Source organism: Devosia polycyclovorans (genome assembly GCF_042181575.1).
In the GTDB taxonomy this organism is placed as follows: Bacteria; Pseudomonadota; Alphaproteobacteria; order Rhizobiales; family Devosiaceae; genus Devosia; species Devosia polycyclovorans.
In genome coordinates this window covers 3,113,971-3,139,872 of record NZ_CP170082.1, presented here as the reverse complement: position 1 = coordinate 3,139,872, position 25,902 = coordinate 3,113,971, and the positions used below count along the sequence as shown (strand labels likewise).

General features: G+C 62.5%; 21 protein-coding genes. 11 read left to right on the top strand and 10 right to left on the bottom strand.

Annotation, left to right across the window (positions count from 1 at the left end):
• Positions 1-8: 8 nt before the first annotated feature.
• The gene (gene cydC, locus ACE4RL_RS15685) at positions 9-1,661 is read right to left on the bottom strand and encodes a thiol reductant ABC exporter subunit CydC (RefSeq protein WP_375598040.1); all 1,653 of its coding nucleotides are present in this window, start codon (positions 1,659-1,661) and stop codon (positions 9-11) included.
• Positions 1,658-3,376 carry a thiol reductant ABC exporter subunit CydD gene (gene cydD / locus ACE4RL_RS15680; RefSeq protein WP_375598039.1) on the bottom strand — a complete coding sequence of 573 codons (1,719 nt, stop codon included), beginning with the start codon at positions 3,374-3,376 and terminating at the stop codon, positions 1,658-1,660. Before cydD ends, cydC begins: the two co-directional genes overlap by 4 nt.
• A 175-nt stretch (positions 3,377-3,551) precedes the next feature.
• Here cydD and ACE4RL_RS15675 point away from each other — a divergent pair, with 175 nt between their 5' ends.
• From ACE4RL_RS15675 to ACE4RL_RS15660, 4 genes are all read left to right on the top strand, one after another.
• On the top strand, positions 3,552-5,144 hold the full coding sequence (locus ACE4RL_RS15675; RefSeq protein WP_375600298.1) for a cytochrome ubiquinol oxidase subunit I: 1,593 nt from the start codon (positions 3,552-3,554) through the stop codon (positions 5,142-5,144).
• Positions 5,141-6,286: a cytochrome d ubiquinol oxidase subunit II gene (gene cydB, locus ACE4RL_RS15670; protein WP_375598038.1), complete on the top strand. Its 1,146-nt coding sequence runs from the start codon at positions 5,141-5,143 to the stop codon at positions 6,284-6,286. The genes ACE4RL_RS15675 and cydB overlap by 4 nt, the downstream gene beginning before the upstream one ends.
• 9 nt (positions 6,287-6,295) lie before the next feature.
• A complete protein-coding gene (cydX, locus tag ACE4RL_RS15665) occupies positions 6,296-6,427 on the top strand; it encodes a cytochrome bd-I oxidase subunit CydX (RefSeq protein ID WP_375598037.1) in 132 nt (43 codons plus the stop codon).
• Positions 6,428-6,689: 262 nt separating this feature from the next.
• Positions 6,690-6,836 (top strand): DUF1127 domain-containing protein, encoded by a 147-nt coding sequence (locus tag ACE4RL_RS15660; RefSeq protein ID WP_375598036.1) that lies wholly within the window; start codon positions 6,690-6,692, stop codon positions 6,834-6,836.
• Between the two features lie 127 nt (positions 6,837-6,963).
• Here the strand turns inward: ACE4RL_RS15660 and ybaK are convergent, their stop codons facing one another.
• Positions 6,964-7,437, bottom strand: coding sequence for a Cys-tRNA(Pro) deacylase (ybaK, locus tag ACE4RL_RS15655; RefSeq protein ID WP_375598035.1), 474 nt, complete (start codon positions 7,435-7,437; stop codon positions 6,964-6,966).
• A 93-nt stretch (positions 7,438-7,530) separates the two neighbouring features.
• Between ybaK and ACE4RL_RS15650 the strand changes: the two genes are divergently transcribed.
• The gene (locus ACE4RL_RS15650) at positions 7,531-7,992 is read left to right on the top strand and encodes a DUF5680 domain-containing protein (RefSeq protein WP_375598034.1); all 462 of its coding nucleotides are present in this window, start codon (positions 7,531-7,533) and stop codon (positions 7,990-7,992) included.
• 82 nt (positions 7,993-8,074) lie between these two features.
• On the opposite strand, the gene rhaI is transcribed toward ACE4RL_RS15650, so the two are convergent.
• Both rhaI and ACE4RL_RS15640 read right to left on the bottom strand, forming a co-directional pair.
• On the bottom strand, positions 8,075-9,364 hold the full coding sequence (gene rhaI, locus ACE4RL_RS15645; protein WP_375598033.1) for an L-rhamnose catabolism isomerase: 1,290 nt from the start codon (positions 9,362-9,364) through the stop codon (positions 8,075-8,077).
• Between the two features lie 151 nt (positions 9,365-9,515).
• Positions 9,516-11,612, bottom strand: a complete 2,097-nt coding sequence (locus ACE4RL_RS15640) for a bifunctional rhamnulose-1-phosphate aldolase/short-chain dehydrogenase (protein ID WP_375598032.1) — start codon at positions 11,610-11,612, stop codon at positions 9,516-9,518.
• Positions 11,613-11,796: 184 nt separating this feature from the next.
• Here ACE4RL_RS15640 and ACE4RL_RS15635 point away from each other — a divergent pair, with 184 nt between their 5' ends.
• The 6 genes from ACE4RL_RS15635 (at position 11,797) to rhaM (ending at position 17,605) form a co-directional block, all read left to right on the top strand.
• Positions 11,797-12,597 (top strand): DeoR/GlpR family DNA-binding transcription regulator, encoded by an 801-nt coding sequence (locus tag ACE4RL_RS15635; protein WP_375598031.1) that lies wholly within the window; start codon positions 11,797-11,799, stop codon positions 12,595-12,597.
• Between the two features lie 45 nt (positions 12,598-12,642).
• Positions 12,643-13,629, top strand: a complete 987-nt coding sequence (gene rhaS / locus ACE4RL_RS15630; protein WP_375598030.1) for a rhamnose ABC transporter substrate-binding protein — start codon at positions 12,643-12,645, stop codon at positions 13,627-13,629.
• A gap of 166 nt (positions 13,630-13,795) precedes the next feature.
• Positions 13,796-15,301, top strand: coding sequence for a sugar ABC transporter ATP-binding protein (locus ACE4RL_RS15625; protein WP_375598029.1), 1,506 nt, complete (start codon positions 13,796-13,798; stop codon positions 15,299-15,301).
• Complete coding sequence (locus ACE4RL_RS15620; RefSeq protein ID WP_375598028.1) at positions 15,298-16,278, top strand: ABC transporter permease; 981 nt, start codon at positions 15,298-15,300, stop codon at positions 16,276-16,278. Before ACE4RL_RS15625 ends, ACE4RL_RS15620 begins: the two co-directional genes overlap by 4 nt.
• On the top strand, positions 16,275-17,276 hold the full coding sequence (locus ACE4RL_RS15615; RefSeq protein ID WP_375598027.1) for an ABC transporter permease: 1,002 nt from the start codon (positions 16,275-16,277) through the stop codon (positions 17,274-17,276). Before ACE4RL_RS15620 ends, ACE4RL_RS15615 begins: the two co-directional genes overlap by 4 nt.
• Positions 17,273-17,605, top strand: a complete 333-nt coding sequence (rhaM, locus tag ACE4RL_RS15610) for an L-rhamnose mutarotase (protein WP_375598026.1) — start codon at positions 17,273-17,275, stop codon at positions 17,603-17,605. Before ACE4RL_RS15615 ends, rhaM begins: the two co-directional genes overlap by 4 nt.
• 1 nt (position 17,606) lies before the next feature.
• Here the strand turns inward: rhaM and cysG are convergent, their stop codons facing one another.
• The 5 genes from cysG to ACE4RL_RS15585 all read right to left on the bottom strand — a co-directional run bounded on the left by cysG (position 17,607) and on the right by ACE4RL_RS15585 (position 25,859).
• Positions 17,607-19,016: a siroheme synthase CysG gene (gene cysG / locus ACE4RL_RS15605; protein WP_375598025.1), complete on the bottom strand. Its 1,410-nt coding sequence runs from the start codon at positions 19,014-19,016 to the stop codon at positions 17,607-17,609.
• On the bottom strand, positions 18,988-21,603 hold the full coding sequence (locus ACE4RL_RS15600) for a molybdopterin-dependent oxidoreductase (protein ID WP_375598024.1): 2,616 nt from the start codon (positions 21,601-21,603) through the stop codon (positions 18,988-18,990). Before ACE4RL_RS15600 ends, cysG begins: the two co-directional genes overlap by 29 nt.
• Positions 21,604-21,769: 166 nt before the next feature.
• On the bottom strand, positions 21,770-22,105 hold the full coding sequence (nirD, locus tag ACE4RL_RS15595; RefSeq protein WP_375598023.1) for a nitrite reductase small subunit NirD: 336 nt from the start codon (positions 22,103-22,105) through the stop codon (positions 21,770-21,772).
• Positions 22,106-22,110: 5 nt separating this feature from the next.
• Positions 22,111-24,555 (bottom strand): nitrite reductase large subunit NirB, encoded by a 2,445-nt coding sequence (gene nirB, locus ACE4RL_RS15590; protein ID WP_375598022.1) that lies wholly within the window; start codon positions 24,553-24,555, stop codon positions 22,111-22,113.
• 23 nt (positions 24,556-24,578) lie between these two features.
• A complete protein-coding gene (locus ACE4RL_RS15585; protein WP_375598021.1) occupies positions 24,579-25,859 on the bottom strand; it encodes a nitrate/nitrite transporter in 1,281 nt (426 codons plus the stop codon).
• Positions 25,860-25,902 lie beyond the last annotated feature (43 nt).

Below are 25,902 nucleotides of genomic sequence, written 5' to 3'. Positions count from 1 at the left end.
GCTGGCGGCTAATCCAGTCGTCCGCCCTCCAGTCTCAGTACCCGGTCAACCGTGCCGTCAGGGATATTGGCATGGGTGGCCATGATCACGGTGCGCCCCTCCGAGGCGCTGGCCAAAACCTTGAAGAAAGCGACTTCTGTGTCGCGATCCAACGCGTTGGTCGGCTCGTCGAGCAGCAATACCGGCGCGTTCGACAGGAGCGCCCGCGCAAGGCACATGCGGCGGGCTTGCCCGGCAGATAGGGTGCGGCCGGCTTCTCCCACGATGGTATCGAGCCCGGCCGGCAGCGATTTGACATGACCATCAAGCTGCGCCTTGCCCAGAGCCGCCCACAGATCGTCCTCGCTGGCATCGGCCCGGCCGATCAGCAGGTTGTTGCGGATCGTGTCGATGAAGACGGGGCTGTCCTGGCTGAGCAGAGCCATGTGCGCATAAAGGGCATCACTGCCAATCAGAGGCAGGGCAACCTCGCCGACGCGGATTGTCCCCGCCTGCGGATCGGCAAAGCGCAGCAGCAGCCGCAATAGCGTTGTCTTGCCGCTTCCGCTCGGGCCGACAATGGCGACTCGTTCGCCGGGAGCCACCGCAAACGACAATGCGTCGAGCACGGGCGGCAGGCCGGCATATCCGAATGTGACATTGTCGAAGGTGATGGCGGCAGGCACCGGCACGGCCACAGGCAGAGCCGGTTCGACGATGGCGGGGGGAAGTTCAGCCAGGGCTGCCAGCCTTTCAGCGGCCGCCATGGCCTGGGTGGCTTTGCTTGAGCTGCGCACAATAAGGCTCGTGACCTCAAAACTCCCCAGAACGGCCAGCAGCAGTCCTGCCATCAGCGGTCCGCCGACCTGGCCCTGTTCCAGCGCCATCAGGCCCGCCCATAGCGTGGCGACCAAAGCGCCCGCGGCGAGCAGCTGAACCGCAAATCCGCCCAGGCTAGTGATAGCGCCCAGCCGCAAATGCAGATGCGAAGCCTGCTCGCCCAACGCCTCGAAGCGTTCGGCGGCGCTGCCTAGCGTACCGAGCACCGCCAGATCGGCATGACCGTTGACCCCATCGAGCACGGCCATTCGCAGGTCGGCCCGGGCCTGAACGCTGTCGCGTCCCGCCTTCCGTCCGGAAAAGACCATGATCGCCGGCACGGCCAGGCCGGCAAGCGCAAAGGCCGTTCCATAGGGCAACGCGGCACCCGGCAGAAAGAGCGCCAGAATGCTGGTCATGGCAACACCCACAAACAACGCGGCTGCCAATGGACCAAGCGCGACCAGAAACGCCGTGTCCAGCGCATCTATATCGGCGGTCATGCGGGACACCAGATCGCCATGGCGCAGCGAGCGATCGGGTAGCGGCAGCCGCGGAAACAGCCGGGCAAAAAGCCAGCCGCGCAGATCTGACAGCAGGCGCAGCGTGGCATTGTGGCCGATCAGCCGCTCTCCGTAGCGCGCCAGGATGCGCACGAACGAAAGGCCACGCACCATGGCCGAGGGCACGAACAGATTGAAGCCAAGTCCTGCCGTCGTCAGCGCCGTCGCCGTGATGAACCAGCCCGAGGTTCCCAGCAGGGAAACCCCTGCGATCAGTGTCACCAGCGAAAGCCCGAGGGCGAAGAGCAGCCCAACGGCCCGCTGGCGGAATAGGGGCAGAAAGGTCAGTAGCGCCTTCATGCAACACCTCGCTTGGAGGCGGGCAGAGGGGAGGCGAATAGCTGGCCGCCGGCCAGCCGGTAGGCCCTGTCCATCCTTGCCGCCAAAGCCTCCGAATGGGTCGCGATAATCATGGTGCGGCCTTTGCCAAAATCCAGGAGATGGTCTGCGATCTCCTGTTCCATGGCGGCGTCGAGATGCGCCGTCGGCTCGTCCAGCAGAACAAGCCCGGCGTCTCGCAGGAAAAGGCGGGCCAGGGCCACACGCTGGGCCTGCCCCCCCGAAAGGCCTACGCCATCTTCGCCCACCAGCGTGTCGAGGCCATCGGGAAGGGCATAGGCGAAGTCGGCAACCAGCGCGCGCTCCGCGGCTATTTCGATCTCCCGGCCGCTTGCCCCGGGACGCGCCAGTGCGATGTTCTGGGCAATGCTGGCATGGATGATGCGCGGCTTCTGCGTCAGCAGAAATGTGCGGGCGCGCAGCTCTGTTTCTGACCATTGCTCAAGCGGCTGGCCATCTAGCAGAAGATCGCCGGTATGATCGCGCAGCCCGGCAATGGCTTCGAGCAGGGTCGATTTGCCCGCGCCACTCGGGCCAAGCAGGGCAACATGCTGTCCGGCAGGGACATCAAGGTCAAGGTTCGGCGCAATGCTGGCCATGCGATCCGGGGTCCGCAGGGTGACGTGTGCCAGGCCAACGGCTATGGCCGGACCTGGCCTGGGCGCAATGTCGGCCAGGGGCGCGTTTTCGATTGTCGCAATATCCATTTGCGTCAGAATTTCTTCCATCGCCGAACGGGCCGTGGCGCGGTCGTGATAGTGCGAGGCGAACAGGCGCAGAGGGTTGTAGACCTCGGGTGCCATCAGCAGCAGGAACATGCCCAGTCCCAGCGTCAGAGGGCTGCTGCGAAGATGCAGATAATCGATGAAGGTGAGGCCCACATAGAGCGCAATGCCGGCCACGCCAAGCGCTGCAAAGAATTCGAGGACCGCCGATGACAGGAAGGCAATGCGCAGCACCTTGAGCGTGCGCCGCCTCAGCGCCTCGCTGGCCTGCACAATGCCAGCCGTTTCCGCGGCTTCGCGCCCGAACAGCTTAAGGGTCTGCAAGCCCTTGAGCCGGTCGGCAAAGCGGCCGGACAAATGGCTGAGGGCGCGTGCCTGCCGGTCCGTTGCGATCTGCGCGCCCCATCCAACCAGCGCCATGAAGATGGGGATAAGCGGGGCGGTGACCAGAAACAGCACCCCGGCCACCCAATCGAGCGGCAGGATGATGGCGCCGAACACCAGCGGCAGCAGCGCGGCCTGCAGGGCCGCCGGCAGGTAGCGCGCAAAATAGCCCTCCAAGGCATCAACCTGGTCGACAATTGCGGCGGCGGCCACACCGGAGGGCGGGATCGCACTGGCGCGCGGTGAGCGAGACAGCATCTGTGTCATGAGCGACTGGCGCAAATGGCGCTTGATGGCTTCGGCGCCAATCAGTCCCGCCTGCTCCCCCAGAGCGCTTAGCCCTGACCGCACCAGAAGCAATGCCAGGATCAGCATGATTGCCGGCAGCAACGCGCTGGCTGGCTCGCCCTGTTCAATGGCGCGGCCCAGCACATCGGCCAGCGTCCAGGCCTGCCAGACCAGCAGCATGCCACCCGCCAATGGTGCGGTGATGGCAGCGAGCAGGGCAAGGCCGCCCCTGCGGGTCAGGCCATCGAGCGCCTTGGCTTTTGTCTTGATTGTTGTCACCGGCGGGGAATGTCTGAGCTTCGTATCGAGATGGGCGGGTACCTTACCCTAGAGCGTTCAATGGCCAAGCACCTTGATCTGAATCAAGGCGGCGGTCAGTCTGGCTGCGCTAAGCAAGCGGCACCAGACGGCCCCGACTCTGGCCGTCGCAACCGGAGAGATAGAACGTGCCATGATAGACATGCTCGTCGTCGACCTCTCGCGCTGGCAATTTGCCGCTACCGCGATGTATCACTTCATCTTTGTGCCCTTGACCCTGGGGCTCTCTTTCATGATGGCCATCATGGAGAGCGTCTATGTCATGACCGGGCGCGATGTCTGGCGCAAGGCCACCTTGTTCTGGGGAACCTTGTTCGGCGTCAATTTTGCCATGGGCGTGGCCACTGGCATTGTCATGGAATTCCAGTTCGGCATGAACTGGAGCTATTACAGCCATTATGTGGGCGACGTGTTCGGGGCGCCGCTGGCCATTGAAGGCCTGATGGCATTCTTCCTCGAAGCCACATTCGTGGGCCTGTTCTTCTTCGGCTGGGACCGGCTGAGCAAGGTAGGTCACCTGGTCGTCACCTGGCTTGTCGCCTTTGGCGCCAATTTTTCCGCGCTCTGGATCCTGATTGCCAATGGCTGGATGCAGAACCCGGTCGGCGCCAAGTTCAACCCCGACACCATGCGCATGGAAATCACCGACTTCATGGCGGTGATCTTCAATTCGGTGGCCCAGGCCAAATTCGTGCACACGGTCAGTGCAGGCTATGTCTGCGGCGCCATATTCGTGCTCTCGATTTCGGCGCTGTTCCTGGTCAAGGGCAAGCATGTCGAAATGGCCAAGCGCTCGGCGGTCGTCGCCGCCAGCTTCGGCCTGGCCTCGGCCCTTTCGGTCGTCGTACTGGGTGACGAAAGCGGCTATGTGGCGACCGAACACCAGATCATGAAGGTCTCGGCGCTCGAAGCCGCTTTTCACACCGAACCGGCACCGGCGCCATGGACCATTCTGGCCATTCCCGGCGAGGATGGCGAACCGGTCTGGTCGCTCTCTGTGCCGTGGGTTGGGGGTCTCATCACCACGCGCTCGCTCGACAAGGAGTTGCCGGGTATCTACGAACTGGTCGACCGGGCGCAGAACCGGATCCGCTCCGGCATGGTCGCCTATGAAGCGCTCCAGCAGATCCGTGCCGATGGCAGCAATACCGAAGCGCGTGCCGTGTTCGAGGAGACCTGGCCAGACCTTGGCTATGGGCTGCTGCTCAAGCGCTATCGGGACGATGTGCAGAACGCCACGGACGAGGAAATTGCCCAGGCAGCCGAGGACACCGTGCCCGATGTCTGGCCGCTCTTCTGGACCTTCCGCATCATGATGGGGCTGGGATTCTTCTTCATCGCCTTCTTCGGGCTCTGGTTCTACCGCGCGTCTCGCGGCTGGATCGACACCAACAAGCCGCTGCTGTGGTTCACGGTGTTCCTCTTGCCCACGCCCTGGATTGCCATCGAAAGCGGCTGGTTCATTGCCGAGTTCGGACGACAGCCCTGGGTGGTGGAAGGCGTATTGCCCACTTTCTATGCCGCGTCGGGTCTGCAGGTCACGGACCTGGTGCTGTCACTCACCTTCTTCGTGCTGCTCTACACCGTTCTGCTGGTCATCATGGTCATGCTCATGGTGCGCATCATCAAGGCCGGTCCCAAGGAGAAGCTGTTCACCAATGATGACGAGGACGACTTCGTCATCACCACCCTGCCTGCCACACCCGCAACCAAGGAGCTTGGCTCGTGAGCACCATTCCTCTCGACTACGAAACGCTGCGGCTCATCTGGTGGCTGCTGCTGGGTGTGCTGCTGATCGGCTTTGCCATCATGGGCGGGCGCGACCTGGGCGTCGGGGCGCTGTTGCCCTTCGTCGCCAGGACCGATGAAGAGCGGCGCGTGCTGCTCAACCTGATCGGCCCGACCTGGGAAGGCAACCAGGTCTGGCTGGTGCTCGGGGGCGGGGCGATCTTTGCTGCCTTCCCGCCGCTCTATGCGGTGAGCTTTTCGGGCTTCTACCTCGCCATGATCGTGATCTTGCTGGCGCTGATCCTGCGGCCCGTTGGCTTCAAGTTCCGCGGCAAGGTCAGTGACCCGCGCTGGCGGACAACCTGGGACTGGGCCCTGTTCGTCGGTGGCTTCGTGCCGGCGCTGATCATGGGCGTGGCCGTGGGCAATGTGCTGTTGGGTGCGCCCTTCCACTTCGACGACAGCCTGCGCATCTTCTACACCGGCAATTTCTTCCAATTGCTGATGCCTTTTGCCCTGCTGGCAGGTTTGGTCAGCCTGGGCATGATCGTGACGCATGGCGCCACCCTGATCATGGGGCGGACGGCCGGCCCGATTGCCGCGCGGGCGCGCCAGCTTGGCACCCTGTCCGGCATCGCCACCATCGCCCTGTTTGCCATTGGCGGCATCTGGGTGGCGCTGATGAACGGTTATGTTGTGACCAGCACGATCGACCCTAATGGACTGATCAATCCGTTGGGTAAGACAGTAGAGCTTGTTCAGGGCGGTTGGCTGCGCAATTACGGCCTGTATCCCTGGATGATCGCGGCGCCAGTGCTCGGCTTCGCCGGCATGGCCCTGGCCACGCTCGGCCTGATGGGACGCTATCGCCGGCTGGCCTATCTCGGCAGCAGCGCCGGCATATTCGGCATTGTCGCCACCGCTGGGGTATCGATTTTCCCGTTCTTCCTGCCGTCCTCGACCATGCCGAATGCGGGTCTGACCCTGTGGGATGCCTCCTCGAGCCATCTGACGCTGTTCATCATGCTGCTGGCTACGGTGGTCTTCTTGCCCCTCATCATCCTTTACACCGCCTGGGTGTTCCGGGTCATGCGCGGCACGGTGACCACTGAAAGCCTCTCGAAGAACCCCAACGCCTATTAGGAGCACGTCATGTGGTACTTTTCCTGGATCCTGGGGCTGAGCCTGGCCTGCAGCTTCGGCATTCTCAATGCCATGTGGTTTGAAATGCGCGAAGACCGCAGGGTAGCACGCGAACAGAACAGAGATAGAGCTACCCGCTAGCATCTACCTGTTGACCAGATGGTCAAAAAATCGGGCCGGTCTCGACTTGCGACGAGGCTGGCTCTTTCGTGTTCAAATACAATGGGTTGGGGCCCTGTCTCGCCGGGTCGCCTCATTGCCTCGCCCTAGCGACTTGGGCATCATTGCGACAGAAATGCCTCTTTCGTTTGCACCGGATGCATAACGGATGTGCACAATGGCCACCTACTAATCACGACCAAGGTGATCTAGATAAGGGGTATCAAACGAAGGGGAAACCAAAATGAACATCGCCAAGAAGATCGCCGACTACGCCAAATACCAGCGCACGCTGCGTGAGCTGAACTCTCTCGACAGCCGTCAGCTGAACGACCTCGGCATCACCAAGGGTGACATCCGCGCCATCGCTCGCGGCACCTACATCGCCTGATCAGCGACCGACTGACCTCCAAGTCATCCGATGAAGGCGTCCATCTGGGCGCCTTTTGTCGTTTTTGGGTGATGGCTGGTCTTGCCCCGAGCGCTGAGCGCGCAGCGTCGGGTTAGCCACTCGATGCCTAGCGCACCAGATCCGCCACAACACATCCTAGCACCTGGACCAGGTCTGCGGGCCGGATCCGGATCTGTAGTCCGCGCTGTCCGCCATTGAGAAAAATCTCGTCATAGAGCGTGGCCAGTTCGTCGAGCGCGGTGGGCACCTGCTTGCGCTGGCCCAGCGGGCTGATGCCGCCCACCTTGTAGCCCGTCAGGCGTTCAGCATCCGCTGGCTTCATCATGCTGGCGGACTTGCCACCCAGTGCCGCCGCCAGCTTCTTCATGTTGACCTCTTCGTCCGAAGGGACGATCGCGCAAACCGGCTTGCCATCCAGCTCGGCCATCAGCGTCTTGAACACTTCGGCCGGAGACACCCCCATGGCCTCCGCTGCCTGTAGGCCAACGCGCTCGGCATCGGGGTCATAGGCGTAGTGAGCCAGGCTGAAGGCGATTCCGGATTTGGCAAGTGCCAGCGTTGCGGGAGTGGTCTTGGACATGGCGTTGTTTTAGGCAATCCCGGCAATCGCGCAAGCCATGCTGACACGAGATGGCATTCCCTGGGCCCAACACTGGGACGGCAAGGAGCGATCATGACCGCAGCAGAACTCAACGCCATCATCGTCCGGGCCAAGGCGGCCAGCTATGTCGGTGGGGGGAGCCGGACGGCGCCGAGCCGTCCCAGCTCTCACGACCTCAGCTGGTCCGAGGGCGAGTGGCTTTATCTCGACAGCTATTTTGGCGGCACGGACTTTCTGGGACAGGAGGTGCTCTGGCGTAGCCATGAACCTGTCTGGGCGATGAACTATTACGGCCAGATACTGCGTGCTGACCTGATCGATGCCGAGCGGGCCGGCGCCACGATCATGGCGGCATTGGGCACCATGTACCAGCAAGGGCGGTTCCTTGGCGGCTTTGACTGGATCGGCCCCTTTGGCCGCTATACCGACCGGAGCGAGGGACAGGTCGCCTGTTTTCGCGGGCGAGAGGCGATAGAGGTCGATGGCGTCGAAGCCTATGCGCTCGACTATTTCGGCGGGCTGGTGAAGCCCTGAGACAAAAAAGGCCCGGTGATGTTCACCGGGCCTTTCATTTTCCTTGGCGGGGAGGTGCCGCGGAAAATGAGCTGTTTGAGCCTCACACGATGCCGCTGGAGCCCGCTTCGATCTCTGGCCGGATTTCGGCGACCTTGGCGCGATAGCCCGAGGCCCGGTAGGTGCCGAGCAGATCAATCGCGCCGCCCAACTCCATACGCGCCATGGCCAGGATCGGCTCGACGTCGGTGCGATAGGCGTTACGCAACTCCTGGGTGGCGGCCAGGGCATCATTGCCTTCCTGCGCGGCCTTGAGGGCCTTACGGTCGACCAGCAGAGCCTGGGCATAGGCGCGCTGCACATCGGCGGCCGAAAGCATCAGCGACTCGATCGGGTCGGTGACGTTATGGCTCTGGTCCAGCATATGGGCCGGGTGGAAACCGGCGTCGCGGCTTTCGATATCGACCAGTTCGTTGAACACCAGGAACAGGCGGTAGGGATCGATCGAGCCGGCGTCGAGATCGTCGTCACCATATTTGCTGTCATTGAAATGGAAGCCGCCGAGCTTGCCGAACTGGGCCAGGCGCGAGACGATCATTTCGATATTGACGTTGGGCGCATGGTGGCCGAGATCGACCAGGCAAAAGGCCTTGTCGCCCAGCTCCTTGGCGATAATGTAGTTGGTGCCCCAATCCTGCACGACCGTCGAATAGAACGCCGGCTCGTACATCTTGTGTTCGGTATAGACGCGCCAGTCCTCGGGCAGGGCGGCATAAATGGACTTCATCGAGTCCAGATAGTGTTCGAACTGATTGGCGAAATTGACCTGACCGGGGAAGTTCGAGCCGTCGCCGATCCACACCGTCAGGGCCTTGGAACCGATGGTCTTGCCGATCTCGATGCATTCCAGATTATGCTCGATAGCCTGGTCGCGCGTGGCCTTGTCGGCGGCCGAAAGCGAGCCGAACTTGTAGCTCTGCATCTGCCCCTTGGCGTCCGCGAACGTGTTGGAGTTCATCGCATCAAAGCCAAGATCAAAGCGGCTCGCGGCCTGCTTCAAACGGTTCGGGTCGGCCTTGTCCCACGGAATGTGCAGCGAGACCGTATCAGTCGCCTGGGTCAGTTGGGCAATGACGGCGCAATCTTCGATCTTGTCGAAAATGTCGCGTGGCTCGCCTTTTCCCGGGAAGCGGGCAAAGCGGGTGCCGCCCGTGCCGACGCCCCACGATGGGACGGCGACCGAGAAGCCTGCGAGCTTTTCCTTGATGTCGTCGATAGCAATGCCGCGCCGGTCGAGACGCTCACCAAGGGTGTCATAGTCAACATTGAGGTCAGCCGCACGCTTGGCGTTTTCGGCTTCGACAACGGATGGGTCGATTATGTGTTCGGTCATTTTCTTTCTCCCTGAGATCCCCCTCATCCGGCGCTGCGCGCCACCTTCTCCCCGAGTGGGAGAAGAATGGTCCGGTGGCCTCTTATTCCTCTCCCACTCGGGGAGAGGTGGCTCGGCGAAGCCGAGTCGGTGAGGGGGCTCCTCCCTTTTCCTACCGCGGGAACGACTGGGCGTTGCCCGCGTCGACATTGATGATGTTGCCCGTGGACTTGGCCGAGGCTTCCGAAGCGAAGAAGTAGATGGCCTCGGCAATATCCTCGGGGAATACCGAGCGCTTGAGCATGGAGCGCTGACGGTACATTTCCTCCAGGCCGTCCTTGTCGGTCTTGTAGGTCGAAGCGCGCTGCTCGAGCCATTCGCCGGCCCAGATCTTGGACCCGCGCAAGACGGCATCGGGATTGACCACATTGACGCGGATCTGCGCTTCCGCCCCTTCCAGCGCCAGGCAGCGGGCGAGATGGATTTCGGCAGCCTTGGCGGTGCAATAGGCGGCGGCATTGGGCGACGCGGCCAGACCGTTCTTGGAAGCCACGAACACGACATTGCCGCCGATCTTCTGCGCGCGGAAGATCTTGAAAGCTTCGCGGCTGACCAGGAAATAGCCCGTGGACAGGATGTCCATGTTCTTGTTCCACAGCTCGAGAGAGGTTTCTTCAATCGGCGCCGAGGAGGCAAGACCAGCGTTCGACACCAGAATGTCCAGGCCACCGAACTCGACCACGGCATGGGCGAAGCCGGAAATGATCTGCTCTTCCTTGGTCACATTGATGTTCACCGGACGGACAAAGTCCTTGCCGAACACACCGGTCAGCTCCTCGGTCGCATTGTCCAGCGCGCCTTGATCGATATCGGCCAGCACAACGCAGGCGCCTTCACGCAGGAGACGCGCGGCCGTGGCCTTGCCGATGCCGCCCGCGCCGCCGGTGACCAGGGCGATCTTGCCGGCCAGCGATTTCGGCTTGGGCATGCGGGCCAGCTTGGCCTCTTCGAGCAGCCAGTATTCGATATCGAAGGCTTCCTGCTCAGGCAGGCCCTGATATTCGGAGACGGTCGAGGCGCCGCGCATCACGTTGATGGCGTTGACATAGAACTCGCCCGAAATGCGCGCAGTGGCCTTGTCCTTGGCGAAGGTGATCATGCCCACCCCAGGGATCAGGTAGACCACGGCATTGGGGTCGCGCACGGCAGGCGAATTGTCGTGCTTGCAGCGATCGTAATAGGCCTGGTAGTCGACGCGATAGGCTGCGATCTGGTCGGCCAGACCCTCGATAACGGCATCAACATCGGGGTTGGCAGGGTCGAAATCGATCACCAGCGGGCGGATCTTGGTGCGCAGGAAGTGGTCCGGGCAGGAGGTGCCCAGCGCTGCCAGCGGACGCAGATGGTTGGAATTGACGAATTCGAGCACGGCGTCGCTATCGTCGAAATGACCCAGCTTGTGGCTGTCTTCCGAGATGAAGCCGCGGATCTTGGGCATCAGGCGGGCGGCAATGGCCCGGCGTTGCTCTGCCGGCAGGGACTGGGTGGCAGCGCCACCGAAAATGGTCTTGCCCTCGGTTTGCTTTTCAAACCACTCGATCGCCTGATTGATGATGCGGATCGTGGTTTCGTAGCATTCCTTGGGGGTATTGCCCCAGGTGAACAAGCCATGACTTTCGAGCACCACGCCTTCAGCGTCGGGGTTTTCGAAGCAGAATTTTTCCAGCCACAGGCCCAGCTCGAAGCCGGGCTTCTTCCATGGCAGCCAGCCGATCTTGTCGCCGAAAATCTGCTGAGTCAGCTCTTTCGAGTTCTTCGAGGCCGCGATGGCGATGATGGCGTCCGGGTGCATGTGATCGACATAAGGCCGATTCACATAGGCATGGAGCGGGGTGTCGATGGAGGACGCGCGCGGATTGAGATTGAAGGTGGCGTGGGGCAGGTAGCCCACCATCTCGTCTTCGAATTCTACGCCGCGATAGAGGTCCTTCAGCGCGCGCAGCTTGTCCATATAAAGGGTGGCGAAGCCATCGAGCTTGATCGAGGCATTGTCGCCGCCCGACCCTTTGACCCACAGTACTTCGACCTCTTCGCCGGTCAGCGGATCTTTCTGCCAGATCTTGGAGGAGGTGTTGCCGCCGCCATAATTGGTGACGCGCTTGTCGGACCCGAGCAGATTGGACCGATAGACAAGACGTTCCGGCTCGCTCATGGACGCGGCCTTGGCGTCGTCCCACTTGTTTTCAAGGCGCTTTGGCGCGGTGGACATAGGGTTCCTCCCAAAGTTAGGGCAACAGACTGGGTTGGCCGGAGATGGCCATAGAACGATCCACAAAGTCAATCAGAAACCATCATGTTTGGTCATTTGTGCGCGCTCATGACTGAAATATGCGAAATGGTGATTGACTCTGCCCGAAATTGGTGGAAGCAAATGCATCCAGGGAGTATCTGCCTTGCACGAAATGGAACGCCACCGTGTCATATTGGCTGCCGCCCAGTCCCATCCAGTGGTGACAGTGGCCGAGCTTTGCGAAGTGACCGGGTCCTCGGAAGCCACTATCCGCCGCGATATTGCCTCGCTGGATGAGCAGGGTCGGCTCCGCCGCGTGCGGGGTGGGGCCGAAGCGATCAATCCGCCATCCCAAGGTGGGTTGGTTGGACGACCCTTTTCCGTCAACGAAACGATCAACATCTCGCAAAAGCGCGCAATTGCCCGCGCGGCGGCCGACATGTGCCGCGATGGCGAGCCGATCATCATCAATGGCGGCACCACCACCTACCAGATGGTGCATCACCTGACTGGCAAGCGGTTGAGCGTTTTCACCAACAGCTTCGGTATCGCCGAATTCCTCATTCACAACTCGCGCAATGCCGTCGTCATTCCCGGCGGCACGGTCTATCGCGAGCAGAACGTCATCCTTTCGCCCTTTGGTGGCGTGGTGGCGAGCCATTTCTACGCCAAGCGCATGTTCATCGGCTGTCAGGGCATCGGCGTGCACGGCCTGATGGAGGCCGACCCCATGGTGGTGCAGTCCGAGCTGGCACTGATCGGGCAGGCGGATGAGCTGATCGTTCTCGCCGACTCCTCAAAATTTTCGGGACGTTCGAGCCTCATTCTGTGCGGGCTCGATCAAATTGCCGCTGTCATCACCGATAGCGGCATCCGCGACGAAGACCGCCAGATGCTGGATACGGCAGGCGTGCGGCTCATCGTGGCGGACGCAACAGGGCAGGCCGAAGCAAATGTGGCCTGAACTGACAATGACTGAACCAAGAGCAAACCCCCTGGGAGGGACCAAATGAAACTCTGGAAACTGCTCGCTGCCACGGCCACCGCGGCCGTGCTGCTCGCCACGCCGGCCATGGCACAGACCCGCATCGCGCTGGTCGTCAAGTCGCTGGGCAACGGCTTCTTCGATGCCGCCAATAAGGGCGCGCAGGATGCTGCCGCAGAACTCGGCGACGTCGAAGTGATCTATACCGGCCCGACCTCCGCCACGGCCGAAGCGCAGATCGAAGTCGTCAACTCGCTGATCGCCCAGCAGGTCGACGCTATCGCCATCTCGGCCAACGACCCGGACGCCCTGGTGCCGGTGCTGCAGCGCGCCATGGATCGCGGCATCAAGGTGGTGAGCTTTGACTCCGGTGTGGCTCCCGAAGGCCGCGAGATTCACCTCAACCCCTCTGACATCGACCTGATCGGCGAAACCATCATCAAGCTGGCAGCCGACTACCTGCCCGAGGGTGGTGACGTGGCGATCCTCTCGGCCGCCTCGACGGCAACCAACCAGAACGCCTGGATTGAAGCCGCCAAGGAAGCCATTCCCGAGAAGTTCCCCAACATCAACCTTGTTTCGGTGGTCTATGGCGATGACGACTCGGTGAAGTCCACCGAAGAAGCCCGCGGCCTCATCGCCGCACATCCCGACCTCAAGGCCATCATCGCCCCGACCACCGTTGGTGTCGTTGCCGCTGCCCAGGTCGTGACCGACCAGGACCTGATCGGCAAGATCAACGTAACGGGCCTCGCCCTGCCGTCCGAGTTCAAGCAGTTCATCGACAATGGCGCCAGCCAGGCCGTTGCCCTGTGGAACCCGATCGATCTGGGCTATTCGGCCATCTACCTGGCCAATGCGCTGGTCGAAGGCGAGGAAGCGGCTCCGGGCGCAACCTTCTCCATCGGCAAGGTGGGCGAAGTGACCCTGGATGACACCAACTCGGCTGCCATGGCCGCGCCGTTCCAGTTCGACGCTTCCAACATCGAAGAGTTCTCCAAGATCTACTAAGGCGCTCTTCACCTCTCCCTTTGGGGGAGAGGTCGACGCAACGCTGCGGGTGAGGGGGCCTTTCCAAGAGCAGAAAGGCCCCCTCACCCTAACCCTCTCCCCCAAAAAAGGAGAGGGGACCCTATCGAGCGCTTGACCAAGCCTGCGCCCGACCCAAGGAATAGAAATGACCGACCCCATCCTGACCCTTTCGGGCATATCCAAGAGCTTTCCCGGCGTGCGGGCGCTGCATGATGTGTCGCTGGAGCTCTATCCCGGCCAGGTAACGGCCCTGATTGGTGAGAACGGGGCCGGCAAGTCCACCCTGGTCAAGACCATGACCGGCATCTACCAGCCCGAGGCGGGCGAGATCCGGGTGGGCGGCAAACTTGTAACGCTGCCAACGGCGATCTCTGCCTCGGAAGCTGGCATCACCGCGATCCACCAGGAAACCGTGCTGTTCGACGAATTGAGCGTTGCCGAGAACATCTATCTCGGCCATGCGCCAAGGAACCGTTTTGGCTTGATCGACTGGGGCAGGATGCGGCGCGAGGCGCAGGAAACCCTCGACAGCATGGCCGCGGGCATCGATGCCGGCATGCCCTTGAAGGAGCTGGGTATCGCCAAGAAGCATCTTGTTGCCGTGGCGCGGGCGCTCAGCGTTGACGCCCAGATGGTCATCATGGATGAGCCAACGGCGGCGCTCAGCCAGAAGGAGATCGAGGAGCTCTACGTTCTTGTCGAACTCCTCAAGAAGGATGGAAAAGCCATCCTCTTCATTTCGCACAAATTCGACGAAATCTATCGCATCGCCGACCGCTACACCGTGTTCCGCGACGGCGAGCAGGTGGGCAAGGGCTTCATCAAGGACACCCCGCAGGCCGAGATCGTCAAGCTCATGGTCGGACGCTCTGTGGAGCAGATTTTCCCGGCCCGCCACGCCACGATTGGCGACACTGTGCTGGAGGTCAACGGCCTCAGCCACCCCACCGAATTCGACAATGTCTCCTTCTCCGTCAAGAAGGGCGAAATCCTGGGGTTCTATGGACTGGTGGGCGCCGGGCGCTCCGAGGTGATGCAGGCCGTGTTCGGCATGACAAAGCCTTCGGCTGGCACAATGGTCCTCGAAGGGCAGACAATCACCCCCAACTCGCCGGCCGATGCGGTCAGCGCCGGCATTGTCTATGTGCCCGAAGAACGCGGCAAGCAGGGCGTCATTACCGGCGAGCCGATCTTCAAGAATGTCTCGCTCCCCAGCCTCGACAAGACCAGCCGTTCCGGCTTCTTGCGCATGGCCGAGGAATTTGCTCTGGCCCGGACTTATACGGAGCGGCTTGATCTGCGGGCCTCTTCGCTCAGTCAGAACGTGTCCACGCTATCGGGCGGCAACCAGCAGAAGGTGGTGATTGCCAAATGGCTCGCCACCCTGCCCAAGGTGATCATTCTGGACGAGCCCACCAAGGGCATCGATATTGGCTCCAAGGCTGCCGTGCATGAGTTCATGGGCGAACTGGTGGCCCAGGGCCTCTCGGTCATCATGGTCTCCTCCGAACTGCCCGAAGTCCTCGGCATGAGCGACCGCATCGTCGTGATGCGCGAAGGCCTGGTGGTCGACACCCTCGAAAACAACAATCTGCAGCCCGAAACGCTGGTCAGCCTGGCTGCGGGCATCGTTGAGGAGAAGGCCGCATGAACCGGCTCCTGAAATCCCGTGAACTCTGGCTGGCGCTGGCCATTCTCGCCGTCATTGTGCTGGTGACGCTGCGGTTTCCGCGCTTCTCGCAGCCGAACAATCTGCTGACCATTTTCAACGACACATCGATCCTGATGATGCTGGCGCTGGGGCAGATGGCCGTCATCCTGACCCGCTCCATCGATTTGTCCATGGCCTCGAACCTGGCGCTGACCGGCATGCTGGTGGCAATGACCAATGCGGCCTTTCCGTTCATTCCCATTCCGCTGCTGATCGCCGGTTGCGTCGTGGTCGGCGCGGCGCTGGGCGCGTTCAACGGCATTCTGGTCTGGAAGCTTGATATTCCGCCAATCGTGGTGACCCTGGGCACGTTGACCATCTTCCGTGGTCTGGTCTTCGTTGTCTCGGGTGGCGCCTGGGTCAACGCGGCACAGATGAGCACTGACTTCATCCAGCTTCAGCGCGGCAGCTTCCTCGGTCTGCCGATACTGAGCTGGTTCGCCATTGTCGTGGCGGCCCTGGTCTATGTGCTGATGACCCGCACGCCTTGGGGCCGGGCCTTCTACGCCATCGGCGTCAATCCGACCGCCTCGGTCTATACCGGCATCAATGTGGGCCGCACCAAGTTCCTCGCTTTCGTGCTCTCGGGCGCCATTTCCGGGCTTTGCGGCTATCTCTGGATATCTCGCTACGTCATCGCTTCGGTGGAAGTGGCCGGCGGTTATGAGCTGACCATCGTGGCGGCCTGCGTCATCGGCGGGGTCTCGATTGCCGGCGGCATCGGCACTGTGGGTGGGGCGCTGCTTGGCGCCCTGTTCCTCGGTGTCGTCAACAATGCCCTGCCGGTCATCGGCGTGTCGCCCTTCTGGCAGATGGCCATTTCCGGCGCCGCGATCCTGCTTGCCGTTGTGCTCAACGCCCGTGGCGAACGAAGCAAGGGACGTATCATTCTCAAGAAAGCCGAGGTGGCGGCATGACCGACGCAACTGCAAACGGCCGCCGCCTGCCGAACCGGCTGGACAACCCATTCAAGTCCGCAGTGCTGAGCTGGGAGAGCCTGTTGGTTCTCGTAGCGCTGGGAATTTTCATCGCCAACAGCTTTGCCTCGCCCTACTTCCTCAATGCCTGGAGTCTTTCCGACCTCACCTTCAACTTCACCGAAAAAGGGCTGATCGCGCTGGCCATGGCGCTGGTGATCATATCCGGCGAGATCGATCTTTCGGTCGCCTCGATCATCGCCCTGGCCTCAACGCTGATGGGATTGGCGCTGCAATATGGCGCGGACACTCCGGCGCTGGTGGCGGTGGGCGTTGGTGTTGGCATCCTCTGCGGCGCCTTCAACGGGTTCCTGGTGACCGGTCTGAAACTCCCCTCGATCGTGGTGACCATCGGCACGATGAGCCTGTTCCGGGGCATTGCCTTCATCATCCTGGGCGATCAGAGCTTCAAGGGTTATCCCGCAAGCTTTTCCTGGTTCGGCCAGGGCTATGTGTTCTGGGTGATTTCGTTCGAGGTGGTGCTGTTCCTTGTCGCGGCGGTGATCTTCTACGTGCTGCTGCACCGCACCAATTTCGGGCGCCGGGTTTTTGCCATCGGCAACAATGCGACCGCCGCACGCTTCTCCGGCGTCCGGGTCGATCGCATCAAATTCGTGCTGTTCTGCCTGACGGGCCTGATGAGCGGCATCGCCGCCATTCTGCTTACCGCACGGCTGGGTTCGACTCGTCCATCTATCGCCGAGGGCTTCGAACTCGATGTGGTGACCATGGTGGTGCTCGGCGGGGTGTCGATCCTGGGCGGCGCCGGCTCGATCATCGGGGTGGTGCTGGCGGCGCTGATCATTGGCCTTGTCACCTTTGGCCTCGGCCTGCTCAATGTGCCGGGCATCGTGATGACCATCTTCACCGGCGCGCTGCTGATCGTGGTGATCGCCTTGCCCATTCTGTTCCGCATGATCCGGGAGCGCCGCGCATGATCGTGGATGCAGGCTACGAAAAACACGCTTTCAAGATGCAGCTCAATCCCGGTATGGCCGCTGAATACAAGAAGCGCCATGACGAGATCTTCCCCGAACTGGTCGACCTGCTGCACGAAGCCGGGGTGAAGGACTATTCCATCCATCTCGATGAAGAGACCAACACCCTCTTCGGCGTGCTCTGGCGTCGTGTCGACCACACCATGGCCGACCTGCCAGGCACCGAGGTCATGCAGCGCTGGTGGGCTCATATGGCCGATATCATGGCCACCAATGACAAGAACGAGCCGGTTGCGGTGGACCTGAAGCCGGTGTTCTGGATGAAGTGAGCTAGCTGCCGGTCGCCGCCAGTGGCATCGCTTCGCGTACCTTGAGGGCATCACCCACCGCAAAGATCGTCGGCGCCGAGAGCGGAAACGCTTCAACCGCGCTGACGGCCTCGCCAATCGTGCCGCGCCAGATCTGTTCATCAGGGCGCCCCAGGCTCCCCGCGATGATGGCCGGCGTTTCAAGGCTCATGCCCCTGGCGCTCAGTTCCGCGACAATACCCGGTAGCGTCCGGCGGCTCATGTAATAGACCGAGGTGGTGGCCGTATCGGCCAGCGCCGCCCAGTTCAGCGTATCGGGCAGCACGCCCTTGCGCGAATGGCCGGTCACGAAGCGCACCGATTGCGCGTGATCACGATGGGTCAACGAGACACCCAGCCGGCTGGCTAGCGCGAGCCCCGCGGAAATGCCCGGAACCACCGACACGGCAATGCCATGGCGTTCCAGCATTTCGATCTCCTCGCCCGCGCGGCCAAAGATCATCGGGTCGCCGGATTTCAGGCGCACAACATGCTTGCCCTGCCGGGCCAGGCTCAGCATCATGGCGTTGATCTCGTCCTGCGCGCAGCTTTCGCGCTGGGCCCGCTTGCCCACCAGCATGCGCTTGGCCTCGCGGCGGGCCAGTTCGAGCACCTCGGATGACACCAGATCGTCGAACAGGATCACATCCGCCGATTGCAGCGCCCGCACGGCCTTGATGGTCAAGAGCTCGGCATCGCCTGGCCCGGCGCCGACAAGCGTCACGCGACCGGGGGCCGGACCAGCAGGAAGATCGATGATTTCGTCACTGGCGCCGGGCGCACGACTCTCAAACGCCCGGTCGGCCAGACGCTCCCAGAAGGCCCGGCGCTTCGGACCTGCGGCAAGCTGGTCCATGACCCTCGCGCGCAGTTTGGCGGCCAACTGCGCCCATTGGGTCAGGGTTTGCGGTAGCAATGTTTCGATCCGGCGGCGGACGGCCTGGCCGAGAATTGGCGCGGCGCCGGCGGTGGAGATGCCGACCACGACGGGCGAGCGATTGACGATGGCCCCGAACTGGAACTGACAGAACTCGGGCCGGTCGATGACGTTGTACGGAACGGCAACGGCCTTGGCGGCGGCGATGAAGGCATGGGCCTCCGCGTCATCCTCGATATCGGCGATGGCCAGCGCGGCGCCTTCGAGATCGCTAGGGGTCCAGGGGCAGGGGTGGACGGTGATGGAGGTGGGCGCAAGCGCCGACAGTTCCTCACAGACGTCTTCCGCATAAATATCCACCTGCGCCCCGGCTGCCGCCAGCAGTTCGATCTTCCAGGCGGCCGGCTCACCGCCGCCGATGACCACGACCCGCTTGCCGCGGAGGTCGAAGAAGACCGGCAGAACGGCGAGCTCTGCTATGCGCTTGTTACTCGGCTGCGACGAGACGGTTTGCATCGACAATCCCCCTGATTTCGGCGCGGCAGGAGCCGCAATTGGTGCCGGCGCGGGTGAGGGCGCCAACAGCTTCGACACTGGTACAGCCGTGGCGGGTCACGGCCTCGATGATGGTGTTGATGCCGACCCCCATGCAGGAGCAGACAATGGCGCCACCATCGGGCCGGTCCGCGCCGGGTCGGCCGGCGAGCACGATTGATGCCGTCAGGTCGGTTTCGGAGAGCAGGTCAACCGCCCATTGGCGCGAGACCAGCACCGGATCGGGCGAGGTGTAGAGGGCGGCCAGAAGCCGGCCGTTCTCGACCAGCACGAAGGCGCGGCGCCCCGAGCGTTCGTCGCGAATGGACTGAAATACCGCATCCGTGCCGAATGTGTCGGCAAGGAAATCGGTCCAATCCGCGGGCTCCTCGAACAAGGCAATTTCGGCACGGTAGCCATGCGGCGCCGGGGCCATGGCCCAGTAATCGGTCGCAAGCGCTGGCTTTCGCGCCGCGACCAGAAAGCCATAGAGCCGCACCCCGACCGGTTCGGCCATGACCTGCGCCATTTTGAGGGCTGGCTGGGCGGAGACTGGATCGACCTTGCCGGTCACCAGGGTATCGACCCGGCCATTGTTGGCAAATTGGTCGGTCCAGTGCATGGGCACGAACAACTGGCCGCGTTGCTGGCGGTCGGTCACCAGCGCCCGGACCAGCGCCGAACCATGCCGATTGGTCAGTCGCACCAGATTGGCGCGGCGAATACCCAATGCGTTGGCGTCGGCTGGGTGAACTTCCACGAATGGCTCGGCCATGTGCGCCGAAAGCCGGGAGGCTTTGCCGGTACGCGTCATGGTGTGCCAATGGTCGCGCACGCGGCCGGTATTGAGGATGAACTGCCCGGGCGCCGGGGCAAAGGGCGGCGGCGGCTGGACCGGCAGGAAACGCGCCTTGCCATCGGGGGTGAAGAATTTGCCATCGCCGAACATGCGGGCGGTGGGCCTGGAACGCACCGGCCACTGCACCGGCGTCATGGTTTCGTAGTCGGCGCCGGAAAGGCCGGAAAGATCGAAATCGCGGCTCCCGTCATTCTCGAAACCCGACAGGGCAACATGCTCAGCGAAGATCTGGCCCGGGCTGAAATAGCTGAAGGCAGCGCCATGGCCGAGGCGCTTGGCCACCTCCTTGATGATCCACCAGTCCGGCCGGGCCTCGCCGGGCAGGGGCAGGAAGGGACGTTGGCGCGAAATGCGGCGCTCCGAATTGGTCACGGTGCCGTCCTTTTCGCCCCAGCCGGCGGCGGGCAGGCGCACATGCGCCAGCTCCATGGTGTCAGTGTGCCGGTTCATGTCTGACACAACAACGAAGGGGCAGGCCTTGAGCGCATCGCGCACAACATCGGCCTCGGGCATGGAATCCACCGGATTGGTGGCCATGATCCACACCGCCTTGATCTCGCCCCGCGCCATGGCGGCAAACAGGTCGACTGCCTTGAGGCCCGGACCTTGGGCCACGCTGTCGCTGCCCCAGAAGCGCGAGACGCGGTCAATGGCTTCGGGCGTGAAATCCATATGGGCGGCCAGCATATTGGCGAGCCCACCCACTTCTCGGCCACCCATGGCATTGGGCTGGCCGGTGACCGAAAAGGGCCCCATGCCCGGCTTGCCGATCCGCCCGGTGGCCAGGTGGCAATTGATGATGGCGTTGACCTTGTCAGAGCCGGCGGCGGATTGGTTGACGCCCTGCGAATAGACCGTGACGACCTTCTTGGTGCGGGCGAAGAGGTCGTAGAAGCGCGAGATGGACAGCGGTGAAAGTCCCGTCGCTTCCGCGACCCGAGCAATGTCCCAGTCCTCGGCGGTGAGCAGTGCCGCTTCATAACCCGAGGTATAGGCACTCACATAGTCGCTGTCGGTGATGCCTTGTTGTTCGAGATGGGCCAGCAGCCCAACGAACAGAGCGCTGTCGCCATCCGGCGCTACAGGCAGGTGCAGCTCGGCAATGTCCGCTGACACGGTTCGCCGCGGATCGATCAACACCACCTTGAGTTCCGGTCGTGCTGCCCGGGCCGCAACGATGCGCTGGTAGAGCACCGGGTGACACCAACCCAGATTGGAGCCAACCAGCACGATGAGGTCGGCCTGTTCGAGATCCTCGTAATTGCCCGGCACGGTGTCCGAACCAAAAGCACGCTTGTGTCCGGCCACCGACGAGGCCATGCAGAGGCGCGAATTGGTGTCGATATTGGCCGCGCCGACGAAACCCTTCATCAGCTTGTTGGCCACGTAATAGTCTTCGGTCAGCAGCTGCCCGGAGCCATAGATGGCGACCGATTGCGGACCGTGTTCGGCAATGGCGGCCCGGAAGCGCGTGGCGACGAGATCGAGGGCATCGTCCCAGCTTGCCCGCTCATCATTGATTTCGGGATGCAGCAGGCGCCCATCGAGCGAAAGGGTTTCGCCCAATGCGGACCCTTTGGAGCAGAGCCGCCCAAAATTGGCCGGGTGGTCCGGATCACCAGCGATCTGGACGGTCCCGTCCGGCTGCGGAGTGGCCAACACGCCGCAGCCGACGCCGCAATAGGGGCAGGTGGTGCGGGTTGTGATCATAGGAAACTCACCTGGAAGAGATACCCCTCACCCGTCTCGGCCTGCGGCCGATCCACCCTCTCCCACAAGGGGAGAGGGGTGAGCCGGTGCTCGTTACAATTCGATGCCCCCCTTCTCCCCTCGTGGGAGAAGGTGCCCGAAGGGCGGATGAGGGGGATAAGCACCATCATTCCGCCGCCATCGCCATCAGCACGTCGGGCGCGATGTAGATCGTGCCGTCCTCGACCTTGACCGGATAGGTGCGCACTGAGCCCTCATCGGCCCCCTGCGCCTCGCCGGTCTGGAGGTCGAACACCCAATTGTGCAGCGGGCAGGTGACCGAGGTGCCGTGGACAATGCCCTCGGCCAGCGGGCCACCCTTGTGCGGGCAGCGATTTTCGATGGCATAGACCTGATCTTCGGCGGTCCGGAAAACGGCAATTTTTCCCGAGGGGGTGTTGACGCATCGCGCACCGCGCACGGGAATGGCAGTCAGGCTACCAAGCTGGATCCATTCGGTCATGGCGATCACTCCGCTGCCACTGGAAGCCCGAATTCGGCCATGGCGGCGAATTCATGGGCGTCCTTGCCATTGACGCGTTCCTCCCAGGGATCGACCTGAGCAAACTGCTGGGAATAGACGAAGCGGTCGTAGTAATATTTGCGCTTGTCGAGGTCATCGATGATGGCGGCCTTGATGCTGTCATTGCCGACGCGCTTGGCCCATTTGTAGATGCGTTCGAGATAATGTCCCTGTTCGCGATAAAGCTGGGTGAGGGCCACGATGATCTCGAGCGCCTCGTCCTCGGTATTGGCATGGCCAATGACCTCGGTGCCCTTGATGTCGAGCCCTGCGGCACCGGCGAAGTGGATGTCGTAGCCCGAATCCACGCAGATGACGCCAATGTCCTTGCAGGTGGCCTCGGCACAATTGCGCGGGCAACCCGACACGGCCATCTTGAGCTTTGCCGGGGTCCATGCGCCCCACATGAACTTCTCGATGCGGACGCCGAGGCCCGTCGAATCTTGGGTGCCAAAGCGGCACCAGTCCGAGCCGACGCAGGTCTTGACCGTACGCAGTCCCTTGGCATAGGCGGCGCCCGAGACCATGCCGGCGGCATTGAGATCGGCCCAGACGGCGGGCAGGTCTTCCTTCTTGACGCCGAGCAGGTCGATGCGTTGCCCCCCGGTGACTTTCACCGCGGGGATGGCGAATTTGTCGGCCACATCGGCAATAGCGCGCAACTCCTTGGGGTTGGTCATGCCCCCCCACATGCGCGGCACCACTGAATAGGTGCCATCCTTCTGGATATTGGCGTGCACGCGCTCATTGATGAAGCGCGACTGGTTGTCGTCCTCATATTCACCTGGCCATTCAGCCACCAGATAATAGTTGAGGGCAGGGCGGCACTTGGCGCAGCCGCAACTGGTCTTCCACTCCAATTCCTGCATGATCGCGGGAATGGACCTGAGTTCCTTGGCCACGATCAGGCGACGGACGGTGCCGTGGTCATGTTCGGTGCAGGGACACATCGGCTTGACGGCGGCCGGGTTGTAGCTGTCGCCCAGAGTGATGGCCATGAGCTTTTCGACCAGATGGGTGCACGAGCCACACGAGGCCGAGGCCTTGGTGTGGGCGCGCACGCCATCGAGATCGGTCAGGGCCTTGGAAACGATCGTGCCGGTGATCGTAGACTTACATACGCCGTTGCAGCCGCAGATTTCTGCATCATCCGGCAAGGCTGCAACGGCCGCCATAGGGTCCAGCGCGGCTCCCCCCTGGTAGGCCTGTCCAAAGATAAGGGTGTCGCGCATGTCCCGCGTATCGGTGCCCTTGCGGATCATGTCGAAGAACCACGGGCCGTCGGCGGTTTCGCCATAAAGCACGGCGCCAATGACGCGATCCTCCTTGAGCACCAGGCGCTTGTAGATGCCCGAATTGGCATCGCGCAGCACGATTTCCTCGCGGTCTTCGGCATCGGCGAAATCGCCGGCCGAATAGACCGACACGCCAGTCACCTTGAGCTGGGTCGCGGTCTGCACCGGGCGGAAGGCAGCATCGACCTTGGCCAGCGTCTTGGCCAGGATCTTGGCCTGGTCATAGAGCGGGGCGACCAGACCATAGACGATCTTCTCGTGCTCGACGCATTCGCCGAGCGCCAGAATATCGGGGTCCGAGGTGACCATCTGGTCATTGACCACAATGCCGCGTTCCACATGCAGGCCCGCATCGACCGCGATGCGCGTTTCAGGGCGGATGCCCACGGCCATCACCACGATATCGGCGCCATAGACCGTGCCATCTTCAAGTGCGACGGCCTCGACCCGCTCTTCACCGAGAATGGCCTTGGTCTGTGCCTTGCAATGCACCTTGATGCCGCGGGCTTCGAGATCACGCTGCAGGAGATAGCCGGCAGCCGGATCGAGCTGACGCTCCATCACATGGCCCATCAGGTGCAGCACCACCACTTCCATGCCGCGGGCATTGAGGGCCGCGGCAGCCTCGAGGCCCAGCAGGCCTCCACCGATCACCACGGCCTTGGAGCCGGGGCGTTTGGAGACATCGACCATGCGGTTGACGTCGTCGAGATCGCGGAAGGCCATCACGCCGGGCAGATCCTTGCCGGGCAGGGGAATGATGAAGGGTGCCGAGCCGGTGGCGATGATCAGCTTGTCGTAGGGTGTCTCGCCATCCCGGAACATGACCACCTTGCGCTGCCGATCAATGCCGGTGATGGTTTCGCCAAAGCGGGTATGCACGCCATGTTCGCGATACCAATCGGCATCATGGGTGATGATCTGCTCGTATTCCTTCTCGCCGGCCAGGACCGGAGAGAGCATCAGCCGGTTGTAATTGCCGCGCGGCTCGGCGCCGAACAGTGTCACGTCGAACCGGCCCGGGGCTTCCTCGAAGATGTGTTCCAGGGCGCGGCCAGAAGCCATCCCTGCACCAACGACGACCAGTTTTTCCATTTGCTTGTACTCCTGAATAAGGGTCAGGCCGTCTGGGCCACGAGCTGGCGCTCGTGGCGGCGGACGGCGGAGTGCATCCACCCCAGCGACAAAAGGATCAGGACAAAGAGCGCCATGAAGCAGCTCGACCAGATGCCGGTGATGTCGTTGAGAAATCCGAAGAGAAGGGGCAGCACGAACCCGCCAAGGCCCCCGATCATGCCGACCAGCCCCCCCACCGCGCCGACATTGTCGGGGTAATAGGCGGGGATGTGCTTGTAGACCGCGGCCTTGCCCAGGCTCATGAAAAAGCCGAGGACGAAGACCAGGCCAATAAAGGCGGCCGGGCCGGTCTCAAAGTGGAAGCGCACGGGGCCATCGACCCCGGCAACGACCGAGTCCGTTGTCGGCAGCGCCAGGATGAAGGCACAAACCGCCGAGACGCCGAAGGTCCAGTAGAGCACCGTGCGCGCACCGATCTTGTCGCTCAGCGTGCCGCCATAGGCGCGGAAGATGCTGGCGGGGATGGAATAGGCCGCAGCGACCATTCCGGCGGTCTTAATATCGAAGCCATAGACCCCGATCAGATAGCGCGGCAGCCACAGGGTCAGAGCCACGAAGGCGCCAAAGGCGAAGAAGTAATAGAGCGCGAAGCGCCACACCTGCACATTGCGCAGCGGCGCGAACTCGCTGGCGAGGCTCTTTGGCGTGTAGCCCTCGGCGCGGCGGCGCGCGATCACCGGATCATCCTCGGTGCCGAACCAGAAGATTGCGGCCATAACCACCAGCGCGGCGGCCCACACCACGGCCACCGACTGCCAGCCCCAGGCCAGCATCACGAAGGGCGCGGCGAATTTGGTGACGGCAGCGCCGACATTGCCGACCCCGAAAATACCCAGCGCCGTGCCCTGCTTCTGCGCCGGATAGAAGCGCGACACATAGGCCACGCCCACCGCAAACGAGCCGCCTGCAAGGCCCACGCCGAGCGCCGCTAGCAGCAATTGTTCATAGCTCTGGGCAAAGGCGAGGAGGAAGGTGGCGGCGGCCGCCGCCAGCATGGTCAGGGTGAACACCAGCCGTCCGCCCTTGCGGTCGGTCCAGATGCCCAGAACGATGCGCGAGAGCGAGCCGGTCAGCACCGGCGTACCGATCAACAGCCCGAACTGGGTTTCGCTGAGGCCAAGCTGATCCTTGAGGGAAACGCCGATGATCGAGAAGATCGTCCAGACGGCAAAGCACACGGTGAAGGCTATGGTCGACAGGCCCAGTGCGCGGTTCTGCTGCGGGGCGGATGTCGATTGCGCGGCTCTTGTTGCCTCTGTCATCGGATGGGACTCCGTTTCGAACTGAAAACAAAAAAGCCGCCAA